Raw genomic sequence first — 20,871 nt, 5'->3', positions numbered from 1 at the left:
TCGCGATCCTCGGTACGCTCACCTCATGCCCGCCGACGTGCCCGCCCCTGCCCAGGTCCCCGCCCCCGACGGCGTCGGGATCGTCTGGGACGACGCCCTGTGCGAGTACGACTTCGGGCCCTACCATCCGATGGCCCCGATCCGCCTCACGCTCACCCGGATCCTCGCGGGCGCGGCCGGGGTGCTGGACCGCGAGTGCGTGCGGACCCTGCCCGCCCCCGTCGCGAGCGACGAGGAGCTCCGGACCGTCCACGACCCCGCCCTGGTCCAGGCGGTCAGGCGGTCTTCGCCCGGCTTCGAGGGGCTGACCGCCGAGGACCTCGACGAGCTGATCTCCTTCGGCATCGGCGGCGACGACGTCCCGCCCTTCCTCGGCATGCACACCGCCTCCGCCCGCATCGCCGGCGGCTCCCTCGCCGCGGTCGACGCGATCCTCGCCGGCCACGTGCGCGGCGCGGTCAACGTCGCCGGCGGCATGCACCACGCCAAGCCCGGCGGCGTCTCCGGCTTCTGCGTCTACAACGATGCCGCCCTCGCTGTGCGCCGGGCCCTGGACGTGGGCGAGGAGCGGGTGATGTACGTCGACGTCGACGTCCACCACGGCGACGGCGTCGAGCGCGCCCTGTGGGACGAGCCGCGCGCCGTGACCCTCTCGATCCACGAGACGGGGGAGAGGCTCTTCCCCGGCACCGGCTTCGTCCAGGACACCGGCGGACCCTCCGCGCGGGGCACGGCGATCAACGTCCCGCTCCCGCCCCGCACCACCGCCGACGGCTGGGTGCGGGCGATCCGCGCGACCGTCCCCGCCCTGGTCCGGGCGGTGAAGCCCACGCCGCTGGTCACCCAGCACGGCGCCGACACCCACCGCAGCGACCCGCTGGCCGACTTCTCCGTCACCCTCGAGGCGCGGCGCGAGGTGATGATGCTGATGAAGGAGCTGGCCGACGAGGTGTGCGGCGGGCGCTGGCTCGCCCTCGGCGGCGGCGGATACGCGGTGATCGACGTGGTCCCACGCTCCTGGACCCACCTGCTCGCGGTCGCGACGGGCGAGCCGATCGACCCGGCCGCGCCGCCGCCGCAGGAGTTCCTCGCGGCGGCCGAGCGCGCCCGCACCGAGCACGGCCTCTCCCCGGAGCCGTCGGTGCGGAGCTTCGGCGACGACCGCCCCCTGGCCGTGCGCGCCTGGGAGCACGGCTTCGACCCCGAGGACCCGCTCGACCGGTCGGTCCAGGCGACTCGCCGGGGAGCCTTCCCCGAGTGGGGACTGGACCCCTTCCTGGACTGAGCGGTCCCGGGCCGGGCCGGGCGATCCGTCGGCCCCGCCTCGCCGGTGCGGCCCCCGTTCGAGGGACGACGCTCCCGACGACCTGCCACAATGACGCCCAGGTGCCCCGTGCCCGGGGCCCGCACCCGACCATCCCCGGGGGAGCCATGACCGATCGGACCACCCAGGTGCTCGACACCTTCGCGGAGCACCTGCGCACGCTCACGCCGCCGCCGCCCGTCGAGGGCTCAGGCGCCGCCCGCACCGAGGCCCGCGCCGCCCTCTCCCAGCTCGCCGACCACGTCACCCCCCGCCTGGCCTCCCTCGACGCGCCGCCGCTGGTCGTGATCGGCGGCTCCACCGGCGCCGGCAAGTCCACGCTCGTCAACGCCCTGGTCGGCGCGCCGGTCAGCCGCTCCGGCGCGATCCGCCCCACCACGCGCCGGCCCGTGCTCCTCCACCACCCGGCCGACGAGCCCTGGTTCACCGGCACCCGCATCCTTCCCGGCCTCGCCCGCGTCCACGGCGGCGCGAGCCCTGGCGCCGCCGATGCCGAGGCGCCCGGGGCGCAGGACACCACCGGCGACGTGGACCCCGCGACCTCGCTGGCCCTCCACGCCGAGGAGCGGATCCCGCAGGGCCTCGCGCCGCTGGACGCCCCGGACATCGACTCGGTCGCGAAGGGCAATCGCGAGCTCGCCCGGCGCCTCGCTGCGCGCCGCGGACCTGTGGCTCTTCGTCACCACCGCCAACCGCTACGCCGACGCCGTGCCCTGGGAGGTCCGCGCACCGCCGCCGAGCGCGACGTGACCGTCGACGTGGTCATGAACCGCATCCCGGACCGCGGCGGCGTGGCCGAGGAGCTCGCCGCCGACCTCACCTCCATGCTCGAGCGGCAGGGTGTCGAGGTGGACCGCCTCTTCCTGGTCCCCGAGACCACGATCGACGATGACGGCATGCTCCCGCCCGAGGTGATCGCCGAGCTCGCCGCGCACTTCACCGCGCTCGCGGCCGACGGGGAGGGACGGCGCCGCATCGCCCGGCGCACCCTCGCCGGCGCCGTCGACGGCCTCGCCGCCTCCGCCCACCACATCGCCGAGCACGCCGCGCTCCAGGACGACGAGCGCCGGCGGCCGCGCGAGGAGGCCGTGGCCGCGTTCTCCGGCTCCCGGGAGCGGATCGACGCCGCCCTCGGCGACGGCTCCCTGCTCCGCGGCGAGGTGCTCGCCCGCTGGCAGGACGTGGTGGGGACCGGCGAGTTCTTCCGCGGCGTGGAGTCCTTCGTGACCCGCGCCCGGGACCGCCTCGGCCAGATGCTCTCGGGCCGTCCCGCCCCCGCGGTCGAGGCCGAGCAGGCGCTCGGCGCGGACTCGTCCACGTCGTCGTCGACGAGACGGCGCGCGGCGCCGAGCGGGCCGACGCCGCCTGGCGCGCGAGCGCCGCCGGACGCTCCCTCGCCGAGGGCCAGGACCTCACCCGGATCGACGAGGACTACCCCGAGCAGGTCCGCGCCGCGGTGCGCGCCTGGCAGGGCGACGTGCTCGAGCTGGTCCGTGCCGAGGGCGCCGACCGCCGCACGAAGGCGCGGGTGCTCTCCCTCGGCGTGAACGTCGTCGGCGTCGCGCTGATGGTCGTCGTCTTCGCCTCCACCGCCTTCATCCCCACCGGCCTCGAGGTCGGCGCCGGGGCCGCGACCGCCGTCGTCGGCCAGCGGTCGCTCGAGGCGATCTTCGGCGACGAGGCGGTCAGGCGCATGGCGAAGGCCGCCCGGGAGTCCCTCACCGGCCGGCTCGACGCCCTGGTCGCCGAGCGCTCCGCCCCCTTCCTCGACCGGCTCGACGCGCTCGGCGACGACGACGCCGCGGAGGAGCTCGAGGCCGACGCCGAGGCGCTCGCCGCCCTCGCCCGCGACATCCGGGAGGAGACCCGATGAGCCTCCGCCGCCCCCGCACCACCCCGCTGCACGAACGGCTCGACGCCCTGGACCGGGCGCTCGCCGCACTCGACGGGATCGCCCCCGGCGAGGCCCTGACCGGGACGAGCGAGCCGCTGGAGAGGATCGACCGCCGCCGCGCCCTCTCCGCCGAGCACACCGTGATCGGACTGTTCGGCGCGACCGGCTCCGGGAAGTCCTCCCTGCTGAACGCCCTGATCGGCAAGGACGTGGCCCGCGCGGCGGTGCGCCGCCCCACCACCTCCGCGCCGCTCGCCGCCGTGCTCGGCGACGCGGGCAGCGAGGCGCCGCTGGACTGGCTCGAGGTCGAGGAGCGCCACGCCCTCGACGAGGGCACGGCGCTGGCCCGGGCGGCCAACAAGCCTGCCCGCGGCCGTCGTGCCCGCCGCACCGACGCCGGCACTCCCGGCGTCGTGCCGCTGGACCTGCCGGACCTCGACTCGGTCGAATCCGCCCACCGCGACATCGCCGAGCGCATGACCGGGATGGTCGACGTGATCGTGTGGGTCACCGACCCGCAGAAGTACGCCGACGCGCTGCTGCACCACGAGTTCGTGCGTCCCTTCGCCGGCCACGACGCCGTCACCGTGCTGGTGCTGAACCAGGTGGACCGGCTCCGCGAGGCCGAGCGCGAGGGCGTGCTCGCCTCCCTCGCCGAGATCGCCCGCGCCGACGGGCTCGAGAGCGCGCCCGTCCTCGCCGCCTCCGCCGAGACCGGGGAGGGGGTCGAGGAGCCGCGTGAGCACCTGCTCGGCATCGCCCGCGCCCGTGAGGCCGTGGTGGAGCGGCATCGGGCCGACGTGCGCGGAGCCGCCGCACGGTCGCGCGAGGCGGCAGATCCCACCGGCATGGCCGAGCGCTCAAGCCCCGCCGCGATCGACACCCTGGTCGAGGACCTCTCCCTCGCCGCCCGGGTCGAGCCCGTCGCCCGCGCCGTCGGCGGCTCCTACCGCCATCGGGCGGCGCGCCGCGTCGGCTGGCCGCCGCTGCGCTGGATCCGCTCCGTGCGCGCGGATCCCCTGGCCCGGCTCGGCATCGGCCGAGGTCGCGACGGGGAGGGCCTCGAGCGCACCTCCCTGCCCGCCCCGGACGCCGCGGCCTCCGCACGCGCCTCCGGGGGCGTGCGCCGATTCGCCGACGACGCCTCCGCCGGCGGCAGCGATCCCTGGCGCGCCGCCGTCCGCGCCGCGGCCCGCTCCGAGGAGGAGGCGCTCCCGGACGCCCTGGACCAGGCGGTCGCGGAGGCGGACCTCCGCGCGGGGGAGACCTCCTGGTGGTGGCGGGTGCTGGACGTCCTGCAGTGGCTCGCGCCGCTGATCGGCGTGGTGGGCCTCGGCTGGCTGGGCCTGAACGCCGCGCTCGCCTTCCTCGGGGTGCCCCCGCCGCCGATGCCGATGGTCGAGGAGCTGTGGATCCCGATCCCGCTGCCCACGGTGATGCTGGTCCTCGCGATCGCGGCGGGGATCCTGCTGGGCGTCGCCGGCAGTGCGATCGCCGCGATGAGCGGCGCATGGCACCGTCGTCGGGCGCGGCGCCTGCTCACCGCCCGGGTGCGGGGGACCGCGCAGGATCTCGTCGTCGAGCCGGTCGACGAGACGCCGCACCGGGCACGGCAGGCTGCGAGCGATCTCGCACTCGCGCACGGTGAGTGAGGCGGCGGGACGGTGTAGAGTGGATCGTCGACCGTGGCGTCGGCCGGGCGTCGGCCCGCGAGACTGCTCAGCCTGCCCCGCACGCTGACCGGCCGCGCATCTGAGATCCGCAGCATCACACCGCAGGCTCGTCCTGCAGAACAGAGGCTACCTATGGGTTCTGTCGTCAAGAAGCGACGCAAGCGCATGTCCAAGAAGAAGCACCGCAAGCCGCTTCGCAAGACCCGTCACCAGCGCCGCAACAAGAAGTGAGCGACGCCTGACATGCGAGAGCCCCCGCCGCATGGCGGGGGCTCTCGCATGTCAGGCGCCGCCGGTCGGGCGGGCATGCGGCCGGTCCGGTGCGCGCCTCGGGAACGGCGCCCGTGGGCCGCGACCGCGCGGGCCGTAGGTCGCGGCCGCGCGGGCCGTGGGTCGCGGCCGGCGGGCGCCGGCGCCCTGCCGCGATCCTCAGGCGCGGCCGGCGAGGCGGCGCCACCAGGGCCGACGGCGCAGCGCGGTGCGCAGCTGCTCGGCATCGACCCGGTAGCGGGCGTGGACCTTCCCGTCCACGATGATCACCGGCACGTCGTGGTCCCAGTGCTCGCGCAGGCGCGCGTCGGCGTCGATGTCCCGCACCTCGACGGCGGTGCCGGCGCGATCGGCCTCGGCCCGCACCACCGGCGCCGCCTCATCGCACAGATGGCGACCCTCCCGCGTGAGGTAGAGGACGCGGGCGTCGGGATCGCTGGGGGAGGGGACGTGCGGCGAGGTCATGGGCGGCACCATATCGGGCGGAGGGGCGAACGGATGACGGAGGTCGTGGGCCGGGGGCGAGGCGCCGGCGATGGTCGCGCGCGTGTTCGGGGCACCGGCGGGGGTCGCGCGCAGGCGCGGGCGCGGCCGCGACGATCCCGGACGTGATGATTCCGGACATGACGACCCCGGGCGCGACGACGGGCCGCCCGCATGCGCGGACGGCCCGTCGGACCGGGCGACGCGGGGGCGCCCCGGAGAGCAGGAAATCAGGCCGCGGTCGGCGCGGTGAACTCGGCCTCGATGGAGATCTTCACGGAGTCGGCGACCAGCACGCCACCGGCCTCGAGGGCGGCGTTCCAGGTCAGGCCGAACTCCTTGCGGGAGATGGTGGTCTCGCCGGTGAAGCCTGCGCGGTAGACGCCGAAGGGATCGGTCGCGGCGCCCTCGTAGGCGAAGTCGAGCTCGACCGGCTTGGTGATGCCGTTGATGGTCAGCTCGCCGTGGAGGGTGTCGCCCTTGAGCTCGGTGGAGCGGAAGGTGATCGTCGGGTAGTTCTCGACGTCGAAGAAGTCGGCGCTCTTGAGGTGCGCGTCGCGGTCGGGGTTGGAGGTGGAGACCGACTCGGTCTTCAGGGTCGCGGTGAAGGCCAGGTCCTCGCCGCCCTCGGCGACGACGAGCTCGCCCTCGACATCGGTGAACTGGCCGCGGGCCTTCGAGATGCCGGCGTGGCGCACGGTGAACGCCACGGAGGTGTGGGCGGGGTCGAGGGTCCAGGTGCCGGGGGTGAGGTCGCTCATGAGATGTCTCCTTCTGGTGGTGGTCCGGTGGTGACGGGCGCCGGTCAGGCTGTTCCGCACCGCCGTGCTTGAAAGCTAAACTAAAATGAGGGATGATGGCAAGAGGAAGAGTCCCCGGAAAGAGGAAACGTGATGCATGACACGACGTCAAGCGAGGAGCAGGCTGTCGCGGCGGCCTCGGTGAGCCCCGCGGTCGATGGCGCGCAGGACGAGGCGGACCGCGCCTCGACGCCCGAGGGGCTGTGGCTGACGGCGAAGGAGCAGGAGGCGTGGCGCACCTTCCTCTACGCCACCACCCTGCTCACCGACCGGTTCGGCGACGCGCCGCAGTCCGACCCCGAGATCGACCTGGCGCTGGGGGAGTACGAGATCCTGGTGCGCCTGAACGAGGCCGAGGGCGGGTTCCTGCGCATGTCCGAGCTGGCCGACAAGGTCGTCCACTCCCGCTCCCGCCTCACCCACACCATCACCCGCTTGGAGAAGCGGGGCCTCGTCGAGCGAGTGCGCTGCTCCTCCGACGGTCGCGGCCGTCAGGCCCAGCTGACCGCCGAGGGCCAGGCCCTCCTCGAGCGCGCCGCGCCCACGCACGTGCGCTCCGTCCGCGATCTCCTGCTGGACGTCATCGGCCACGACGACCTGCTCGAGCTCGGTCGGATCCTCGGCAAGACCATCGCGGAGGACGCCCCGATCGCCGTCGGATGTCCGGCACCTCACGAGGACGCCCCGGCTCGGAGCTGATCCGGAGGTGGGGTTGGTACCGTGAGGCGGCTCGCGAGAGCCTGCGACAGTGAGAGGGAGCCCCCAGCGATGACCACCACCACGGTGCACCTCGTCCGCCACGGCGAGGTGCACAACCCGGAGCGCATCCTGTACGGGCGCCTGCCCGGATACCGGCTCAGCGCCCGTGGTGAGCAGATGGCGCGCCGCGTCGGCGAGCACCTCGCCGGCGCCGACGTCGCCCTCGTGCGCTCCTCGCCGCTGCTGCGCGCCCAGCAGACCGCCGCCCCGATCGCCGCCGCGCACGACCTCGAGATCTCGACGGACCAGCGCCTCATCGAATCGGGCAACCGCTTCGAGGGCCAGCGCATGGGCCACGGCGACGCGAAGCTCACCGACCCGCGCAACTGGCGCTGGTTCGTCAACCCCTTCCGCCCCTCCTGGGGCGAGCCCTACCGGGAGCAGGTCGCGCGCGTGGTCTCCGCCGTGCACGAGGCCCGGGCCGAGGCCGAGGGACGCGAGGCCGTGCTGGTCCTGCACCAGCCGCCGATCTGGGTCACCCGGCGCGCGCCGAGGGCAAGCCCCTGTTCCACGACCCGCGCCGGCGCGAGTGCGGCCTCTGCTCGGTGACGAGCCTGCGCTTCGTCGGCCCGCACCTGTCGGACGTCGGCTACGCCGAGCCCGCCGCCGCCCTCTACGACGGCGCCGTCGACGCGACCGGAGGCAAGCTCACATGACGTTCCCGCGCCCCGTCCCGAGCCGGCGCGGCCTCCTCCGCGTGGCCGCCGCGGCGCCGCTGGGCGTGCTTGCTGGCCGCCTGCGGCACCGACACCTCCGATCGCTATGCCTCCGGGGAGGCCGGGTACGTCTCCGGAGACGGCGTCTCCGTCGAGATCCCCGCCGCCGAGCGCGGCGAGGCGATCGCCTTCACCGGCACCACCTTCGACGAGGAGCCGGTCGACCTCGCGGACACCCGCGGCGAGGTGCTCGTGCTGAACGTCTGGTACGCCTCCTGCCCGCCCTGCCGCAAGGAGGCCCCGGACCTCCAGGCCATCCACGAGGAGTACGCCGAGAAGGGCGTCTCCTTCCTCGGCATCAACGTGCGCGACGCCGCCGGCCCCGCGCAGGCCTTCGAGGAGCGGTACGGGATCACCTACCCCTCGGTGCCCGACACCGGCGCGGAGATCATGTACGCCCTGCGCGGCCAGGTCGCCCCGAACGCCGTCCCCTCCACGCTCGTGCTCGACCGCGAGGGGCGCGTCGCCGCCCGCATCTCCGGCGCCGCCGACCCCTCCGTGCTCCGCGCGATGATCGACGCGGTGGTCGCCGAATGATGCTCGCCGAGATCGGGGCCGCCTTCCAGGCGACCGCCCTGTCCGGATCGCTGCTGCTCGCGATCGCCGTCGCCGCCGCAGCGGGCCTGGTCGCCTTCCTCTCGCCGTGCGTCTTGCCGGTGGTCCCCGGCTATCTCGGGTACGTCTCGGGCCTCGCCGGACAGGGCCCCGGCCCCGCCCCCGCCGCGAAGGGCGCCGGCCGCCGCGCCGCCCGCCCGCGCCGGCCCGGCACCGGGCGGATGCTCGCCGGCTCCCTGCTGTTCGTGGCCGGCTTCGCGGTGGTGTTCATGGCGCTCGGCGGCTTCGCCGGCGCCGTCGGCTACCTCCTCCAGGAGCACGCCGTGTGGATCAACCGCGTCGCCGGCGCGATCGTGATCGTCATGGGCCTGGTGTTCATGGGCCTGATCCCGGGGCTGTCGGCCACGAAGCCGATCTCCTCGAAGAAGCCCGACGCGGGCCTGCTCGGCGCACCGCTGATGGGGCTGGTGTTCGGCCTGAGCTGGACCCCCTGCATCGGCCCCACCTACGCCGCCATCGTGGCGCTGTCCCTGGACGGCGGCGGCGACGGCGCGGCCGTGCGCGGCGGCGTCCTGGCGCTGGCCTACTCCCTGGGCCTCGGCATCCCCTTCGTGCTCTTCGCGCCGCTGTTCGAGCGCGCGCTCGGGCTGAGCAGGAAGCTGTCGGCCCACCGCCGCAGCATCGGCCTGCTCTCCGGCGCGCCGCTGATCGCGATCGGCGTGCTCCTGATGACCGGGGTGTGGGCGAGCTGGATGAGCGAGCCGCAGGGCCTGATCGCGACCTTCGAACCGGTGGTGTGATGAGCGAGAAGAACCCCCGTCCGGACCGCGGCGTCCGGACCGACGACGCAGAGCGTCCCGGCACGGGCCCCGCCGAGGCAGGCGCCGAGGCGAGCGGATCCGGCACGGGCCCGTCGGAGTCAGGCGCCTGGTCCAGCAAGCCCGAGGTCGACGGGAAGCGCGCCGCCGCGCCCTCCCTGGGCCTGCGCGGCACGCCGCTGTTCCTGTGGCGGCAAACTGACCTCCATGCAGACGGCGCTCGTGCTTGCTCATGCGCGCTGGCCGTCGCCGCGATCCCCGGCTCGCTCTACCCGCGCCGCGGCGTGAACCCGGCCCTGACCGAGCAGTTCCTCGAGGAGAACGGCCGCTGGGGCGAGATCCTGGACACCCTGGGCTTCTTCGAGGTCTTCTCCTCGCCGTGGTTCTCCGCGATCTACCTGCTGCTGTTCATCTCCCTGATCGGTCGCATCGTCCCGCGCGTCGGCGTGCACCTGAGGCAGCCTGCGCGCGAAGCCGCCCCGCACCCCCTCCCGCCTGACCCGCTTCACCGGGTACACCCGCCTCGAGTCGCCCGGCTCGCAGGCCGACTCCCTGATCGAGACGGCCCATCGCAGCCTGCGCCGCTCCCGCTACCGCACCGAGGTGCGCGAGGAGAAGGCCGGCCGCTCCGTCAGCGCCGAGCGGGGGCGCTGCGCGAGACCGGCAACCTCCTGTTCCACATCGCGCTGGTCGGCGTGCTGGTGTGCATCGCCGGCGGCACCCTGACCAGCTACCGCGGACAGGTCACGGTGGTCGAGGGCGGCGGCTTCGCGAACTCCCTGACCCAGTACGACTCCTTCGAGTCCGGGGCCTGGTTCGACGAGAACGACCTGCCCGACTTCCGCTTCACCCTCGAGGATTTCCGCGCCACCTACGTCCAGCCCGGCGAGGCGGGGAAGGTCGGCGAGCCGCGCTCCTTCGAGGCCGACGTGCAGGTGACCACCCCCGGTCAGGAGCAGGAGTCCCGCACGGTCCAGGTCAACAAGCCCCTGCACGTCCCGGGCGCGTCGATGTACCTGCTCGGCAACGGCTACGCCCCCGAGATCACGCTGACCGACCCCGAGGGCACCGTCGTCGCCGAGGGGCCGCTGATCACCGTCCCGATGGGGGACACGAACTACACCTCCCAGGTGGTGCTCAAGGCGCCCGACGCCCAGCCCGAGCAGACCGCCGTGGTCGGCTTCTTCCTGCCCACCGGCACCATCGACGAGCAGGGACCGCGCTCCCTCTACCCCGACGCGCTGGACCCGCGGCTCGCCCTCACCGTCTACCAGGGCGACCTGGGCCTGGACTCCGGCGTGCCGCAGAACGCCTACGAGGTGGACCTCACCACCCTCACCCAGGTCCCGGGTGAGGACGGCGACCCGGTGCTGATCCGGCTGTACCCCGGCCAGGAGTACAGCCTCGCCGACGGCACCACCGTCAGCTTCGACGGGCTGAAGCGCTACGCCGCCTTCGACATCGCCCACAACCCCTTCGAGCGCTGGATCCTGATCAGCGCGCTGGTCGCCGTCGGCGGCCTGATCCTCTCCCTGTTCGTGCCGCGCCGGCGCCTGTGGGTGCGGGTGCGGGAGCAGGGCGGCACGACCGTGCTCGAGGTCGCCGGGCTCGCCCGCAGCGACGATCCCGCGCTCGCGGACGACGTGAAGGCCCTGGCGTCCCGGCTCTCGGAGGCGCACGATGGACAACGGCTCCCGGACGCCGCACCGTCCGGGCACCCCGAGGCGGACGCCTCGGGCGGACCCCGAGAAGGAAGTGCCCAGTGATCAACCAGCGGCTGGCAGAGCTCTCGAACCTCGCCATCGTGGTGACGATCGTGCTCTACGTGCTCGCCCTGATCGGCTTCGGCGCCGATCTCGCCTCGTCCTCCCAGCGCCGCAGCGACGCCCGTCTCGCCGCCGACGAGCGGAAGGAGGCGCAGGAGAGGGAGATGAGCCCCACGAGCGTCGGCGCCTCGGGCGCCGAGGCGGAGGGGGCGACCGCCGTGGGCGGCACCGCGGTGGCCGCTCGCCCCGGCGCAGCGAGCGCCGGCTCCACAGGCTCCGGCGCCGACCGCTCGGATTCCCTCGCCCCGGGCACCGCCGGTACGGGCACCGCGGGGAGGCTCCCGCCGCGTCCGGCGGCATGTCCGCGCGCGCTTCGCCTTCCTGCTGGCCTCCGCCGCGACCCTGCTGCACCTGATCGGCGTGATCTCCCGTGCGCTCGCCACCCAGCGCGTCCCGTGGGCGAACATGTACGAGTTCGCGACCACCTCCACCGCGATCGTGATGGTCGCCTTCCTCGCCTTCAGCGTGCGCCGCACGGAGCCGCGGGCGCTGGGCACCTTCGTCGTCGGCCCCGTCTCGCTCGTGCTGCTGCTCGCGCAGACGTTCTGGATCGTGCCCGCTGCCGAGCTCACCCCGAGCCTGCAGAACTCCCACTGGATCTACATCCACATCGGCGTCGCGATCATGGCGACGGCGCTGTCGATCCTCGGCGCGGTCGTCGCCTCGATGCAGCCGCTCCAGGCGAAGCACGAGCGCGTCCTCGCCGAGCGTGCCGCGACCGAGGAGTTCCCCGAGCACTGGGGCCGCTTCGGGCACGTGCTGGACCGGTCGCCCTCCTCGTCCTCCCTCGAGGCGCTGAGCTTCCGCATCCACTCGGTCGCGTTCGTGTGCTGGACCTTCACCCTGATCTTCGGGGCGATCTGGGCCCGCGAGGCATGGGGCCGCTTCTGGGGCTGGGACCCCAAGGAGGTGTGGACCTTCATCATCTGGGTGATCTACGCGGCCTACCTCCACGCCCGCGCCACCGGCGGCTTCCGCGGCTCCCGTGCGGCCGGGCCTGGCCCTGGCCGGCTTCGTCGCCGTGGTCTTCAACTACACGATCGTGAACACGGTGATCAACGGCCTGCACTCCTACTCCGGCCTCGGCTGAGCCTCCGCCCTGGGCTGGCGGTCCGGCCGCGGCCGGTGCGCCGCGTCCGGTGGATCCCCCGGCCTCGGCTGGTGCTCCGGTCCCGGCTCTGCCCGCGCGAGCAGTTCATCGACGATCCGTTCCAGGACCTGGAACGGATCGTCGAAGTGTTTCCGGCCGCCGCAGTGCGGACGAGGCCAGGGCCGCGGCGCGACGAGTTGATCGACGTCAGGTACCAGCTTCCTGGTACCTGACGTCGATCAACTCTGTGCAGCGGTGGTGCGGCCGGGGTCGGTACCTGCGCACGTGCAGTTGGTCGACATGGGGTACCACCTTTCTGGTACCTGGCGTCGATCCGTTCCGGTGGGAGGGCTCGGCAGAGCTTCGCAGAGCGGGAGCGGCAGACACCCGGTGACCGGTCCAGCCAGCAGGAAACGGCATGCGTCGCGCCGAAGCGCGGATCGCCGAGGCGACTCTTCCCGGCCCGGCCTGCTCAGGCGCTACGGCCGGTATCGGTCCCGCTGTCGCCGGGGCCGTCGTCGAACTCGCCGGAGTCGCCGGGGCCTTCGCCGCGCTCGCGACGCTCACGACGCTCGCGGCGGATGTCCTCGTCGAGCTTGCGCAGGAACTCGGGATCCTCGTCGGGGGCGAGGGGGCCGTCGCGCCGCGGACCGGGACTGCCGGAGGAGCCTCGGCCCCAGGAGCGCTCCTTGCCCACGAACAGCCAGGTGAGCGGTCCCACCCAGGGGATCAGCACGATCAGCACGATCCATGCCCATTTCGGCACACCTCTGACCTTGTCGTCCTGGGTCTGCACACAGTCGGCGAGTGCGAAGACGGTCAGGGCGATCGAGAGGACTGCCAGGATGCCGCGGGCCATGGGGACAGTCTAGGGCGCGGACCTGGGACCGGGCCGGGGACTCGGAACGTGGCTGGCGGCGGCCTGGGACTCGGGCCCGGATCGGGAACTCGGGACCGGATAGGGGACTCGGGACCGGATTGGGAGCGCGGGACCGGATCCGAACCGGGCGGGGACGCGGGACGAGACCGGACGACGGCAGGGCGGCCGTCGCGTCCGCGGCACTGTTCGCGGCCCGCGCCGTGATCGCGGCCCGAGGTCCCGCGCTGTGTTCGCGGCGCGCAGTCCCGCGGCGTGATCCTGGCCCCGAGCCGCCTCCGCGGACAGCGGGTTCCCGGGCGGGGGACCTAGTCTGGAGCGATGCGACAGTTCCTGCTCTACGCCGTCATCCGCCTGGGCCTGTGGATAGCCCTGTGGTGGGTGCTCACCGTGAGCGGGGTGGGCGTGATGCTCGCCGGCGTGCTCGCGGCGTTGATCGCGATGCTGATCTCGATCCTGTTCCTGGACCGTCTGCGGGACGCCGCGGCGATGCGCTGGAAGCTCGCGCACGAGCGCAGGGTCGAGAAGCGCGGCGAGACCGTGGACGAGGACGCCGAGTACGAGGACGGGCTCTTCGCCGACGAGGTCCGGATCGACGGAGAGACGCGGGTGGAGGACTCCAACGCAGGCGCCGCGGACCTGCCCGACCTCCCCGAGGACGGCACGAGCGACGGGGACACCAGGGCCTGAGCCGCCCAGGGCGCTCAGCGCGCTGACACGCTGCCCTGTGCCCTGTGCCCTGTGCCCTGTGCCCTGTGCCCTGTGCCCTCGGCTAGGAGCCCGTCGCTCCGCGGATGCTTGCGTCGCGCGTGCCGACGAGGTCAGAGCACCAGGCCGACGAGCAAGCAGCAGCGAGAACACCAGCTCGAGCCGTCCGGTCGCGCCGAGCACGGGGATCAGGTCCCGGCCCCCGTCCCGCCGAGCACCTTCCGCACCGGACCGAGGGCGAGCGGCAGGGCGAGCGGCACGAGCGCCGCGGGCCGGTGCGCGATGATCACCGGCACCATGAGCACGAAGGGCGCCAGCGACGTCGTCGTGTAGAGCAGGCGCGTGCCGCGCTCGCCGAGCCGGACCGCGAGGGTCCTCTTGCCGGAGGCGGCGTCGGTGGGGATGTCGCGCAGGTTGTTGGTGAGCATCAGCGCGACGGCGAGCGACCCGATCGCGACCGAGGCGAGCGGCGCCGCCCAGGAGGGGCGGCCCGTGATCGCGAGCGCCGTGCCGTTGACGGCGACGAGACCGAAGAACACGAACACGAAGACCTCGCCGAGGCCCAGGTAGCCGTAGGGCTTCCTGCCGCCGGTGTAGAACCAGGCCGCGGCGATCGCGGCGGCACCGACGACCAGCGCCCACCACATCTGCGCCACGGCCACCAGCGCGACGCCGAACAGGCCGCCGAGGGCGAGGGAGATGATCGCGGCGCGCTTCACGGTCGCGGGGCGGGCGGCGCCGGAACCGGTGAGGCGGAAGGGGCCGACGCGGTCGTCGTCCGTGCCGCGGATCCCGTCGGAGTAGTCGTTGGCGAAGTTCACGCCGATCTGCAGCGAGAAGGAGACGGCGAGCGCCAGCGCCCGGGGGATCACCAGCGCCCAGTCGACCGATCCGGTGAGCTCGCCGAGTCGCCACACGGCGACGCCGGTTCCGGCGGCGACGGGGGCGAGGGCGGCGGGGAGGGTCTTCGGTCGGGCGCCCTCCACCCACTGCGGCAGGCTGGCCATCGTGCTCCTCACGCGTGCTGGGGCCGGCGGTCGACGGCCCCGACGAGCTTACGCCGCGGCGCGGCGCCGGACCGTCCCGTCGACTGTGAGTCGTGACCCGACGTCCGTGGCGCACGGGCTCCGCGGCCTCCCCGACGGCGCGGCCGACGGGCAGGGCGGGGCAGCGGGCCCTCAGCCGCCGGCGAGGCGGCGGGCGGCGGCGCGGTCCACCTTGCCGATGCCCAGCGGCGGCGGCTCCTCGACGACGTGGACGCGCTTGGGGATCATGTGCGCGGGCACCTCGGTGGTGCGCGCGCGGAGCGGACGAGCGCCGAGGCCTCCGCGGGGTCCGTGCCCTCCTCGAGGGTGACCAGCGCCTCGACCCGCTGGCCCCATTCCGGGTCGGGCACCCCGACCACGACGGAGGTGCGGACCAGGTCGCGCGAAGATGAGGGAGCGGTCGATCGCGCGCTCGACGTCCTGGGGGAGGACCTTGCGTCCGCCGGTGTTGATCACGTCGTCGGCCCGGCCCAGCACGGTCAGCGCGCCGTCGTCCCCGATCTCGGCGAGGTCGGAGGTGAGGAAGGCGCGGTCCGCGCCGTCGTCGGCGACGGGCGCGCCGGCGGCCGGCGCGTCGGTGCCCTCCCTGGCGGTCGGCGCCGAGGCGGCGGCGAACACTCCGCCGTCGGTGACGCCGTCGGCGGTGAGATAGCCGAGGGCGAGGGTGGGGGAGGAGATCCGCAACCGGCCCGCGCCGGACTCGTCGGGGTCGAGCACCGACAGGGACACCCCGGGCAGCGGCCGACTGTCGTAGACGCGACCGCCCGCGGTCTCGGAGGAGCCGTAGGTGGTGCGCACCGGGATCCGCCCGCGGGCGCGGGTGAGGACGTCGGTGCTGGTCGCCGCTCCGCCGACGAGCACGGCGGCGAAGCGCTTCAGCAGGCCGCGGGCGCGGGCGTCGTCCCCGGTCGCGCCGGTGACGATGCGGGTGAGCTGGGTGGGGACGAGGGAGGTGAACGCGGGCGACCCGGACCGCTCCGCCTGCTCGAGGACGGGTCCGGCGAGCTCCACGAAGGCGGCGGCATCGAAATGGCCGCGCAGGTCCGGCGACGGATCCGGCAGGGCGGGCCCCGGAAGGCCCAGCACCTGGCCGGTGCGATGGGCGCGGGCGAGGACCTGCACCCCGGCGATGTGCGTCGGCGGCGGCAGCGGCGACCAGAACCCGTGCCCGCGGGAGTCCGGGGCGGTGCCGTCGGCGGCGAAGAGCCGCGCGGTCGCGTCCTGCGAGGCCGTCAGCGCGGCGAGGCTGAGCGCGACGGCCTTCGCGGTCCCGGTCGATCCGGAGGTCGGGACCACCAGCGCCGTGTCCTCGAGCCCGGCGGGCGACCTGTCGGGGGCCGGGAAGGGCCCGAGCCACAGGCGCGCCCGGCCCGCCATCACCTCGCCGATCTCCTCGGAGTGCGCAGCGAGAGAGGCGGCGGAGGCGTCGTAGCCGGGCGGGACCAGCCAGGGCAGGGACGCGGCGGCGGGGCCGTCGGGCACGGGCGCGGCCATCTCAGCCCTGCGGGTGGGGGAAGGAGGACCAGTCGGGGTCGCGCTTCTCGAGGAAGGCGTCGCGGCCCTCGGCGGCCTCGTCGGTCATGTACGCCAGCCGCGTCGCCTCCCCGGCGAAGACCTGCTGGCCCATGAGGCCGTCGTCGGCGAGGTTGAAGGCGAACTTCAGCATACGGATCGCCTGCGGGGACTTCGTCGCGATGGTCGCGGCCATCGCGAGGGCCTCCTCCTCGATCCGTGCGTGGTCGACGACCCGGTTCACGGCACCCCAGTCGTAGGCGTCCTGGGCGGAGTACTCCTCGGCGAGGAAGAAGATCTCCCGCGCCCGCTTCTGCCCGACCTGCTTGGCGAGATAGGCGGAGCCGTAGCCGCCGTCGAAGGAGCCGACGTTCGCGTCGGTCTGCTTGAAGCGGGCGTGCTCGCGGGAGGCGATCGACATGTCCGCGACCACGTGCAGGGAGTGCCCGCCGCCGGTCGCCCAGCCGTTCACGACCGCGATCACGACCTTGCCCATGGTGCGCATGAGGCGCGCGCACCTCGAGGATGTGGAGGCGGCCGGCGGAACGGGTGCGCACGGAACCGGTCTCCTCCACAGCCTCCTCTGCGGCGTACTCGTAGCCGGCACGGCCGCGGATCCGCTGGTCGCCGCCGGAGCAGAAGGAGTGCCCGCCGTCCTTGGGGGAGGGGCCGTTGCCGGTCAGCAGGATCACGCCCACCCCGGTGTCGAGCCGGGCATGGTCCAGCGCCCGGTACAGCTCGTCGACCGTGTGGGGGCGGAAGGCGTTGCGCACCTCGGGACGGTCGAAGGCGATCCGCACCGTCGGGAGGTCCCGGGAGGTCAGCTCCCCGTCGGGCGACTCGATCCGCTCCACGGCGCGGTGGTAGGTGATGTCGGTGAGCTCGGGCCCGCCGTGCTCCTGTGCCGGCACCTCCCGCCAGCGGCGGGGGTCGAAGGTGTCGGAGACCCGACGGGGCAGCGGAGAGGGCGGGGTCGTCATGGCCTCCAGGGTAGTCCGGGCAGAGCGGGCCACGGATCGCTGCGCGCGACCTTCCGCAGATGCGCACGTCGAGGCGCTCGCCGTCGATCAGGAACTTCCCGCGCTCGACCCCCTCGTCGACGAAGCCTGCCGCGCGGGCGACCGCCGCGGAGACGGGATTGTTCACCCGGTGTCCGAGCTCGAGCCTCTCGAGGCCCCACCCGCCGCCGGCCGTCGGCGTCAGCGCCTGGTCCGCGACGGTGGCGGCCGCCCGGGACGCGAGCCCACGACCGCGATGCTCGGCCCGCGCCCAGTAGAAGAACCAGCCGCTGCGGTTCTCCTCGTCCACGGTGATCGCCACCAGGCCGACGAGCCGATCTTCCGCATTGACGATCGCGGTCGCCCGGCACCCCGGGGCGAGCGACCAGGCCACCTGCTCATGGGCCTGCTCAAGAGTCCGCACCCCGCCTTGGCGGGCCATGTCAGGCGCCGAGCGGAAAGCGCCCAGCACCGCGAGTGCGTCCTCGGCCCCCACGGGGCGCGCCCGTATCCGTCTCCGGGCGTCGTCGAGAGCGCGGAGGCGCCGGACGCGGCCGGGCTCCTCGAGGCATCGTCGGTCGTGTGTTGCATCGCCTCATCGTGCCGTGCCTCGTACGCGCGGCGCACGCTCATTACTCTCGGGAACATGCTCATTCCCCCTGCCCTCCGCGAGCGCGGCATCGACCGCGTCCACGCCTGGTCCATCCCGATGACCACCCGGTTCCGACGGATCACCGAGCGCGACGGCCTGCTGCTGCACGGTCCGGAGGGCTGGGCGGAGTTCTCCCCGTTCTGGGACTACGACGCGGCCGAGTCGACGGCCTGGTCGCGCGCCGCCCTCGAGGACGCAACGAGGCCCCGCCCCGCCCCGCGCGCGATCGGATCGAGGTCAACGCCACGATCCCGGTGCTCCCGCCGGTGCTCGCGGCGCGGATCGCGACCGTCGGCGGGGCGCGGACGGCGAAGGTGAAGGTCGCGGACCCCGGCTCCGACCTCGCCTCCGATGCGCGCGGCTCGAGGCGGTCCGTGACGCGATGGGCCCGGACGCCCGGATCCGCATCGACGCGAACGCCGCCTGGACGTACGAGGAGGCGCTCGAGGCGCCGCCCGTCCTGGACCGGGCCGCGGGCGGGCTCGAGTACGCCGAGCGACCCTGCGCCGCGCTCGAGGACCTCGCCGCGCCGCGCCGCGCCCTCGACATCCCGGTCGCGGCCGACGAGTCCGTGCGCCGGGCGGAGGACCCGCCGCGGGTCGCCCGGGCCGAGGCCGCCGACCTGCTGGTGATGAAGGTCCAGCCGCTCGGCGGCGTCACCCGCCGCCTCGAGCTGGCCGAGGAGGCGGGCCTGCCGGTCGTGGTCTCCTCCGCGCTCGAGTCGAGCATCGGCCTCGGCGCGGGGCTCGCCCTCGCCGCGGCGCCGCCGGAGTCGCCGCACGCCTGCGGCCTCGCGACCGCGACCCTGCTCACCGGCGACCTCGCCCCGCGCCAGCCGCACGCGACCGGCGGCACGCGCCCCGTCGGCCGGACGGCGCCGAGCGAGGAGCCGCTCGCCCGCCACGCGGCCGACGACGACCTCGCCGCGCGCTGGGAGGAGCGGCTCTCGGCCTGCGCGGGCCTGCTCTGACAGCACGTGAGCAGGCCGGGACTACGCTGACGGGGTGCACGAGCCCTCCGCCCCGATCCCCGCACCGCTGACGATCCCCGCGCCCCGGCCCAGCGGCTCCGGCGCGGTGGACCAGGCGGTCGCGGTCTGGTCCGCACTCGCGGAGCTCGGACTGGCCGAGGCGGTGCTCGCCCCCGGCTCCCGCTCCGCGCCGCTGGTCTACGGCCTCGCGGCCGACGAGGTGGCCGGTCGGATCCGTGCCCACGTGCGGATCGACGAGCGCGCCGCCGCCTTCACCGCCCTGGGTCTCGGCCGCCTCGACCCCGCCCGGCCCGCCGCGGTCGTGACCACCTCCGGCACCGCCACCGCGCACCTCCACGCCGCCGTGATGGAGGCGCACCACTCGCGGATCCCGCTGCTCGTGCTCACCGCGGACCGGCCTGCCGAGCCGCGCGAGGTCGGCGCCAACCAGACCACTCGCCAGGCCGGCATGTTCCGCTCGCTGGTGCGCCTGGCCGTGGACCTGCCCGCCCCGACCGCCGAGGCGGCGAGCCCGGTCGAGCCGCGCACCGCCGTCTCCACCGCCGCCCGCGCCCTCGCCGCCGCGACCGGGGAGCACCCCGGTCCCGTGCACCTGAACCTCTCCTTCCGCGACCCGCTCGTGCCCCGCGCAGAGGAGTCGGAGCGACCCGACAGGACCGCGGCGCGCGAACGGATCGTCCTCACGCGCCGCGTCCCCGCCCCGGCGCCCGCCCCGCGCTCCGGTCCCGGTCGACTCCCGCACCGTCGTCGTCGCCGGGGACGGGGCGGGACCGGCCGCCGCCGCGCTCGCCGATGCGCACGGCCTGCCGCGCTGGCCGAGCCGAGCTCCGGCGCGCTCACGGCGCAGAGCCTCGTCCCCCGCTATCCCGCGGCGCTGGGCGAGGTGATGGCCGATCCCGCGCACCCGCTGCGCCCGCGCCGTGCGATCGTGCTCGGCCACCCCACGCTGTCCCGGCCGGTCGTCGGCGCGCTCCTGGGCGCGGCCGACGTCGAGGTGGTCGTCGTGGACACGCATCCGGACTGGCCCGACGTGGCCCGCCGCGCGAGCCTCGTGGTCCCCGCCGCGATCGGGCAGGAGATTTCCGGGACCGGGCAGGACGCATCCGGGACCGGACAGGACGCGGCCTCGCCCGGGGCCGCGCCGCCCGCGTCCGACGCCTCGGAGCCCGACCCGGCACAGCGCCGCGCGTGGGTCCAGGCGTGGCGCACCGCGGCCGACGCCGCCGCGGCGCGGCGCGCGCGCGCGACCGTGGCAGCAGCGCGCCGCGCTCGCGGTGTGGGAGGCCTCCGGGCCGGGCGACCTGCTCGTGCTCGGCTCCTCGAGCCTCGTGCGCGACCTCGAGCGAGACGCCGGCCCCACCTCTGCCCGTGTGATCGCCAACCGCGGCCTCGCCGGGATCGACGGCACCACCGCCATGGCCGGCGGCCTCGCCCTGGCCCGCGCCGCACGGGACGAGCCGGGGGAGCGGGGCCGCACCCGGCTCCTCGTCGGCGACCTCACCGCGCTCCACGACCTCACCGGTCTGCTCGTCGGCCCGGAGGAGCCGCGCCCCGACCTGGACGTGATCGTCGTCGACGACGGCGGGGGCCGCATCTTCTCCGGCCTCGAGCATGCCGCGGCCCCGCCCGCGCCGCTGCGCCGCTTCTTCACCACCCCGCACGGCGCCGACATCGCCGCGGTCGCCGCGGGACTGGGCGCCGACGCACGGACTCTCGAGGCCGACGCGCGCCGGCGGCGCTCGCCGAACCCACGCAGGGGCCGCGGGTGCTCGTCGTCCAGGAGCCGCCCAGCGAGGTCCCGAGGAACTCTTGAGCGCGAGTGGTGACATGACCCCATGAACGACGAGCACGCCCCGCGGCCGCCCCGAGACCCGAGCGC

At 74.8% G+C, this 20,871-nt stretch carries 20 protein-coding genes and 4 pseudogenes; 15 read left to right on the top strand and 9 right to left on the bottom strand.

Features of this window, described 5'->3' with window-relative positions; genetic code table 11:
* The first annotated feature begins 25 nt into the window (after positions 1-25).
* From WKH84_RS08300 to WKH84_RS08280, 5 genes are all read left to right on the top strand, one after another.
* A complete protein-coding gene (locus WKH84_RS08300) occupies positions 26-1,285 on the top strand; it encodes an acetoin utilization protein AcuC (protein WP_341856274.1) in 1,260 nt (419 codons plus the stop codon).
* 146 nt (positions 1,286-1,431) lie between these two features.
* The gene (locus WKH84_RS08295; protein ID WP_341856273.1) at positions 1,432-2,871 is read left to right on the top strand and encodes a dynamin family protein; all 1,440 of its coding nucleotides are present in this window, start codon (positions 1,432-1,434) and stop codon (positions 2,869-2,871) included.
* The gene (locus WKH84_RS08290; RefSeq protein ID WP_341856272.1) at positions 2,802-3,197 is read left to right on the top strand and encodes a hypothetical protein; all 396 of its coding nucleotides are present in this window, start codon (positions 2,802-2,804) and stop codon (positions 3,195-3,197) included. Before WKH84_RS08295 ends, WKH84_RS08290 begins: the two co-directional genes overlap by 70 nt.
* The gene (locus WKH84_RS08285) at positions 3,194-4,870 is read left to right on the top strand and encodes a dynamin family protein (protein WP_341856271.1); all 1,677 of its coding nucleotides are present in this window, start codon (positions 3,194-3,196) and stop codon (positions 4,868-4,870) included. Before WKH84_RS08290 ends, WKH84_RS08285 begins: the two co-directional genes overlap by 4 nt.
* A 153-nt stretch (positions 4,871-5,023) precedes the next feature.
* Positions 5,024-5,122 carry an AURKAIP1/COX24 domain-containing protein gene (locus WKH84_RS08280; RefSeq protein ID WP_341856270.1) on the top strand — a complete coding sequence of 33 codons (99 nt, stop codon included), beginning with the start codon at positions 5,024-5,026 and terminating at the stop codon, positions 5,120-5,122.
* Between the two features lie 198 nt (positions 5,123-5,320).
* Here the strand turns inward: WKH84_RS08280 and WKH84_RS08275 are convergent, their stop codons facing one another.
* Both WKH84_RS08275 and WKH84_RS08270 read right to left on the bottom strand, forming a co-directional pair.
* Complete coding sequence (locus WKH84_RS08275) at positions 5,321-5,626, bottom strand: glutaredoxin family protein (RefSeq protein WP_341856269.1); 306 nt, start codon at positions 5,624-5,626, stop codon at positions 5,321-5,323.
* A gap of 248 nt (positions 5,627-5,874) precedes the next feature.
* Positions 5,875-6,405 carry a YceI family protein gene (locus WKH84_RS08270; RefSeq protein WP_341856268.1) on the bottom strand — a complete coding sequence of 177 codons (531 nt, stop codon included), beginning with the start codon at positions 6,403-6,405 and terminating at the stop codon, positions 5,875-5,877.
* Between the two features lie 132 nt (positions 6,406-6,537).
* Here WKH84_RS08270 and WKH84_RS08265 point away from each other — a divergent pair, with 132 nt between their 5' ends.
* From WKH84_RS08265 to WKH84_RS08245, 5 genes and pseudogenes are all read left to right on the top strand, one after another.
* Entirely contained in the window at positions 6,538-7,143 is a 606-nt protein-coding gene (locus WKH84_RS08265) for a MarR family transcriptional regulator (protein ID WP_341856267.1), read from the top strand.
* Positions 7,144-7,212: 69 nt separating this feature from the next.
* Positions 7,213-7,859: pseudogene (locus WKH84_RS08260) on the top strand (histidine phosphatase family protein).
* 69 nt (positions 7,860-7,928) lie between these two features.
* Complete coding sequence (locus WKH84_RS08255) at positions 7,929-8,456, top strand: TlpA disulfide reductase family protein (RefSeq protein ID WP_341856266.1); 528 nt, start codon at positions 7,929-7,931, stop codon at positions 8,454-8,456.
* Positions 8,453-9,274, top strand: a complete 822-nt coding sequence (locus tag WKH84_RS08250) for a cytochrome c biogenesis protein CcdA (protein ID WP_341856265.1) — start codon at positions 8,453-8,455, stop codon at positions 9,272-9,274. The genes WKH84_RS08255 and WKH84_RS08250 overlap by 4 nt, the downstream gene beginning before the upstream one ends.
* A complete protein-coding gene (locus WKH84_RS08245; RefSeq protein WP_341856264.1) occupies positions 9,274-11,058 on the top strand; it encodes a cytochrome c biogenesis protein ResB in 1,785 nt (594 codons plus the stop codon). Before WKH84_RS08250 ends, WKH84_RS08245 begins: the two co-directional genes overlap by 1 nt.
* 55 nt (positions 11,059-11,113) lie before the next feature.
* Here WKH84_RS08245 and WKH84_RS08240 read toward each other — a convergent pair whose 3' ends face one another.
* Entirely contained in the window at positions 11,114-11,386 is a 273-nt protein-coding gene (locus WKH84_RS08240; RefSeq protein ID WP_341856263.1) for a hypothetical protein, read from the bottom strand.
* 92 nt (positions 11,387-11,478) lie between these two features.
* Here WKH84_RS08240 and ccsA point away from each other — a divergent pair, with 92 nt between their 5' ends.
* Positions 11,479-12,441, top strand: a complete 963-nt coding sequence (ccsA, locus tag WKH84_RS08235; protein ID WP_341856262.1) for a cytochrome c biogenesis protein CcsA — start codon at positions 11,479-11,481, stop codon at positions 12,439-12,441.
* Positions 12,442-12,680: 239 nt separating this feature from the next.
* Here ccsA and WKH84_RS08230 read toward each other — a convergent pair whose 3' ends face one another.
* Positions 12,681-13,067 (bottom strand): PLD nuclease N-terminal domain-containing protein, encoded by a 387-nt coding sequence (locus WKH84_RS08230; protein ID WP_341856261.1) that lies wholly within the window; start codon positions 13,065-13,067, stop codon positions 12,681-12,683.
* Positions 13,068-13,406: 339 nt separating this feature from the next.
* Between WKH84_RS08230 and WKH84_RS08225 the strand changes: the two genes are divergently transcribed.
* Positions 13,407-13,775 (top strand): DUF4229 domain-containing protein, encoded by a 369-nt coding sequence (locus WKH84_RS08225; protein ID WP_341856260.1) that lies wholly within the window; start codon positions 13,407-13,409, stop codon positions 13,773-13,775.
* A gap of 206 nt (positions 13,776-13,981) precedes the next feature.
* On the opposite strand, the gene WKH84_RS08220 is transcribed toward WKH84_RS08225, so the two are convergent.
* From WKH84_RS08220 to WKH84_RS08200, 5 genes and pseudogenes are all read right to left on the bottom strand, one after another.
* Positions 13,982-14,800 carry a 1,4-dihydroxy-2-naphthoate polyprenyltransferase gene (locus WKH84_RS08220; protein ID WP_341856259.1) on the bottom strand — a complete coding sequence of 273 codons (819 nt, stop codon included), beginning with the start codon at positions 14,798-14,800 and terminating at the stop codon, positions 13,982-13,984.
* 263 nt (positions 14,801-15,063) lie between these two features.
* Positions 15,064-15,189 (bottom strand): hypothetical protein, encoded by a 126-nt coding sequence (locus WKH84_RS08215; protein WP_341856820.1) that lies wholly within the window; start codon positions 15,187-15,189, stop codon positions 15,064-15,066.
* Between the two features lie 307 nt (positions 15,190-15,496).
* Positions 15,497-16,216: pseudogene (locus WKH84_RS08210) on the bottom strand (AMP-binding protein); the annotation flags it as partial.
* A 118-nt stretch (positions 16,217-16,334) separates the two neighbouring features.
* Positions 16,335-17,331 (bottom strand): annotated as a pseudogene (locus tag WKH84_RS08205) (1,4-dihydroxy-2-naphthoyl-CoA synthase).
* Between the two features lie 178 nt (positions 17,332-17,509).
* Positions 17,510-17,821, bottom strand: a pseudogene (locus tag WKH84_RS08200) (GNAT family N-acetyltransferase); the annotation flags it as partial.
* Positions 17,822-17,995: 174 nt separating this feature from the next.
* Between WKH84_RS08200 and WKH84_RS08195 the strand changes: the two are divergent.
* The 3 genes from WKH84_RS08195 to WKH84_RS08185 all read left to right on the top strand — a co-directional run bounded on the left by WKH84_RS08195 (position 17,996) and on the right by WKH84_RS08185 (position 20,805).
* Positions 17,996-18,319: a hypothetical protein gene (locus tag WKH84_RS08195; protein ID WP_341856258.1), complete on the top strand. Its 324-nt coding sequence runs from the start codon at positions 17,996-17,998 to the stop codon at positions 18,317-18,319.
* Between the two features lie 64 nt (positions 18,320-18,383).
* Positions 18,384-18,971, top strand: coding sequence for an enolase C-terminal domain-like protein (locus tag WKH84_RS08190; RefSeq protein WP_341856257.1), 588 nt, complete (start codon positions 18,384-18,386; stop codon positions 18,969-18,971).
* A gap of 34 nt (positions 18,972-19,005) precedes the next feature.
* On the top strand, positions 19,006-20,805 hold the full coding sequence (locus WKH84_RS08185; RefSeq protein ID WP_341856256.1) for a thiamine pyrophosphate-binding protein: 1,800 nt from the start codon (positions 19,006-19,008) through the stop codon (positions 20,803-20,805).
* Positions 20,806-20,871: the final 66 nt, after the last annotated feature.

Origin of the sequence: Brachybacterium sp. GPGPB12 (assembly GCF_038396325.1) — a bacterium.
Lineage (GTDB): Bacteria > Actinomycetota > Actinomycetes > Actinomycetales > Dermabacteraceae > Brachybacterium > Brachybacterium conglomeratum.
Note: the sequence above shows the minus strand (reverse complement) of the source record. Positions and strands in the feature narration are given on the sequence as shown.

Bases quoted from the DNA above. Each gene is read 5' to 3' on its own strand.
- WKH84_RS08300 (WP_341856274.1), top strand. From the start codon at position 26: ATGCCCGCCGACGTGCCCGCCCCTGCCCAGGTCCCCGCCCCCGACGGC.
- WKH84_RS08295 (WP_341856273.1), top strand. From the start codon at position 1,432: ATGACCGATCGGACCACCCAGGTGCTCGACACCTTCGCGGAGCACCTG.
- WKH84_RS08285 (WP_341856271.1), top strand. From the start codon at position 3,194: ATGAGCCTCCGCCGCCCCCGCACCACCCCGCTGCACGAACGGCTCGAC.
- WKH84_RS08280 (WP_341856270.1), top strand. From the start codon at position 5,024: ATGGGTTCTGTCGTCAAGAAGCGACGCAAGCGCATGTCCAAGAAGAAG.
- WKH84_RS08275 (WP_341856269.1), bottom strand. From the start codon at position 5,626: ATGACCTCGCCGCACGTCCCCTCCCCCAGCGATCCCGACGCCCGCGTC.
- WKH84_RS08270 (WP_341856268.1), bottom strand. From the start codon at position 6,405: ATGAGCGACCTCACCCCCGGCACCTGGACCCTCGACCCCGCCCACACC.
- WKH84_RS08265 (WP_341856267.1), top strand. From the start codon at position 6,538: ATGCATGACACGACGTCAAGCGAGGAGCAGGCTGTCGCGGCGGCCTCG.
- WKH84_RS08250 (WP_341856265.1), top strand. From the start codon at position 8,453: ATGATGCTCGCCGAGATCGGGGCCGCCTTCCAGGCGACCGCCCTGTCC.
- WKH84_RS08245 (WP_341856264.1), top strand. From the start codon at position 9,274: ATGAGCGAGAAGAACCCCCGTCCGGACCGCGGCGTCCGGACCGACGAC.
- WKH84_RS08230 (WP_341856261.1), bottom strand. From the start codon at position 13,067: ATGGCCCGCGGCATCCTGGCAGTCCTCTCGATCGCCCTGACCGTCTTC.
- WKH84_RS08225 (WP_341856260.1), top strand. From the start codon at position 13,407: ATGCGACAGTTCCTGCTCTACGCCGTCATCCGCCTGGGCCTGTGGATA.
- WKH84_RS08220 (WP_341856259.1), bottom strand. From the start codon at position 14,800: ATGGCCAGCCTGCCGCAGTGGGTGGAGGGCGCCCGACCGAAGACCCTC.
- WKH84_RS08195 (WP_341856258.1), top strand. From the start codon at position 17,996: ATGCTCATTCCCCCTGCCCTCCGCGAGCGCGGCATCGACCGCGTCCAC.
- WKH84_RS08190 (WP_341856257.1), top strand. From the start codon at position 18,384: ATGGGCCCGGACGCCCGGATCCGCATCGACGCGAACGCCGCCTGGACG.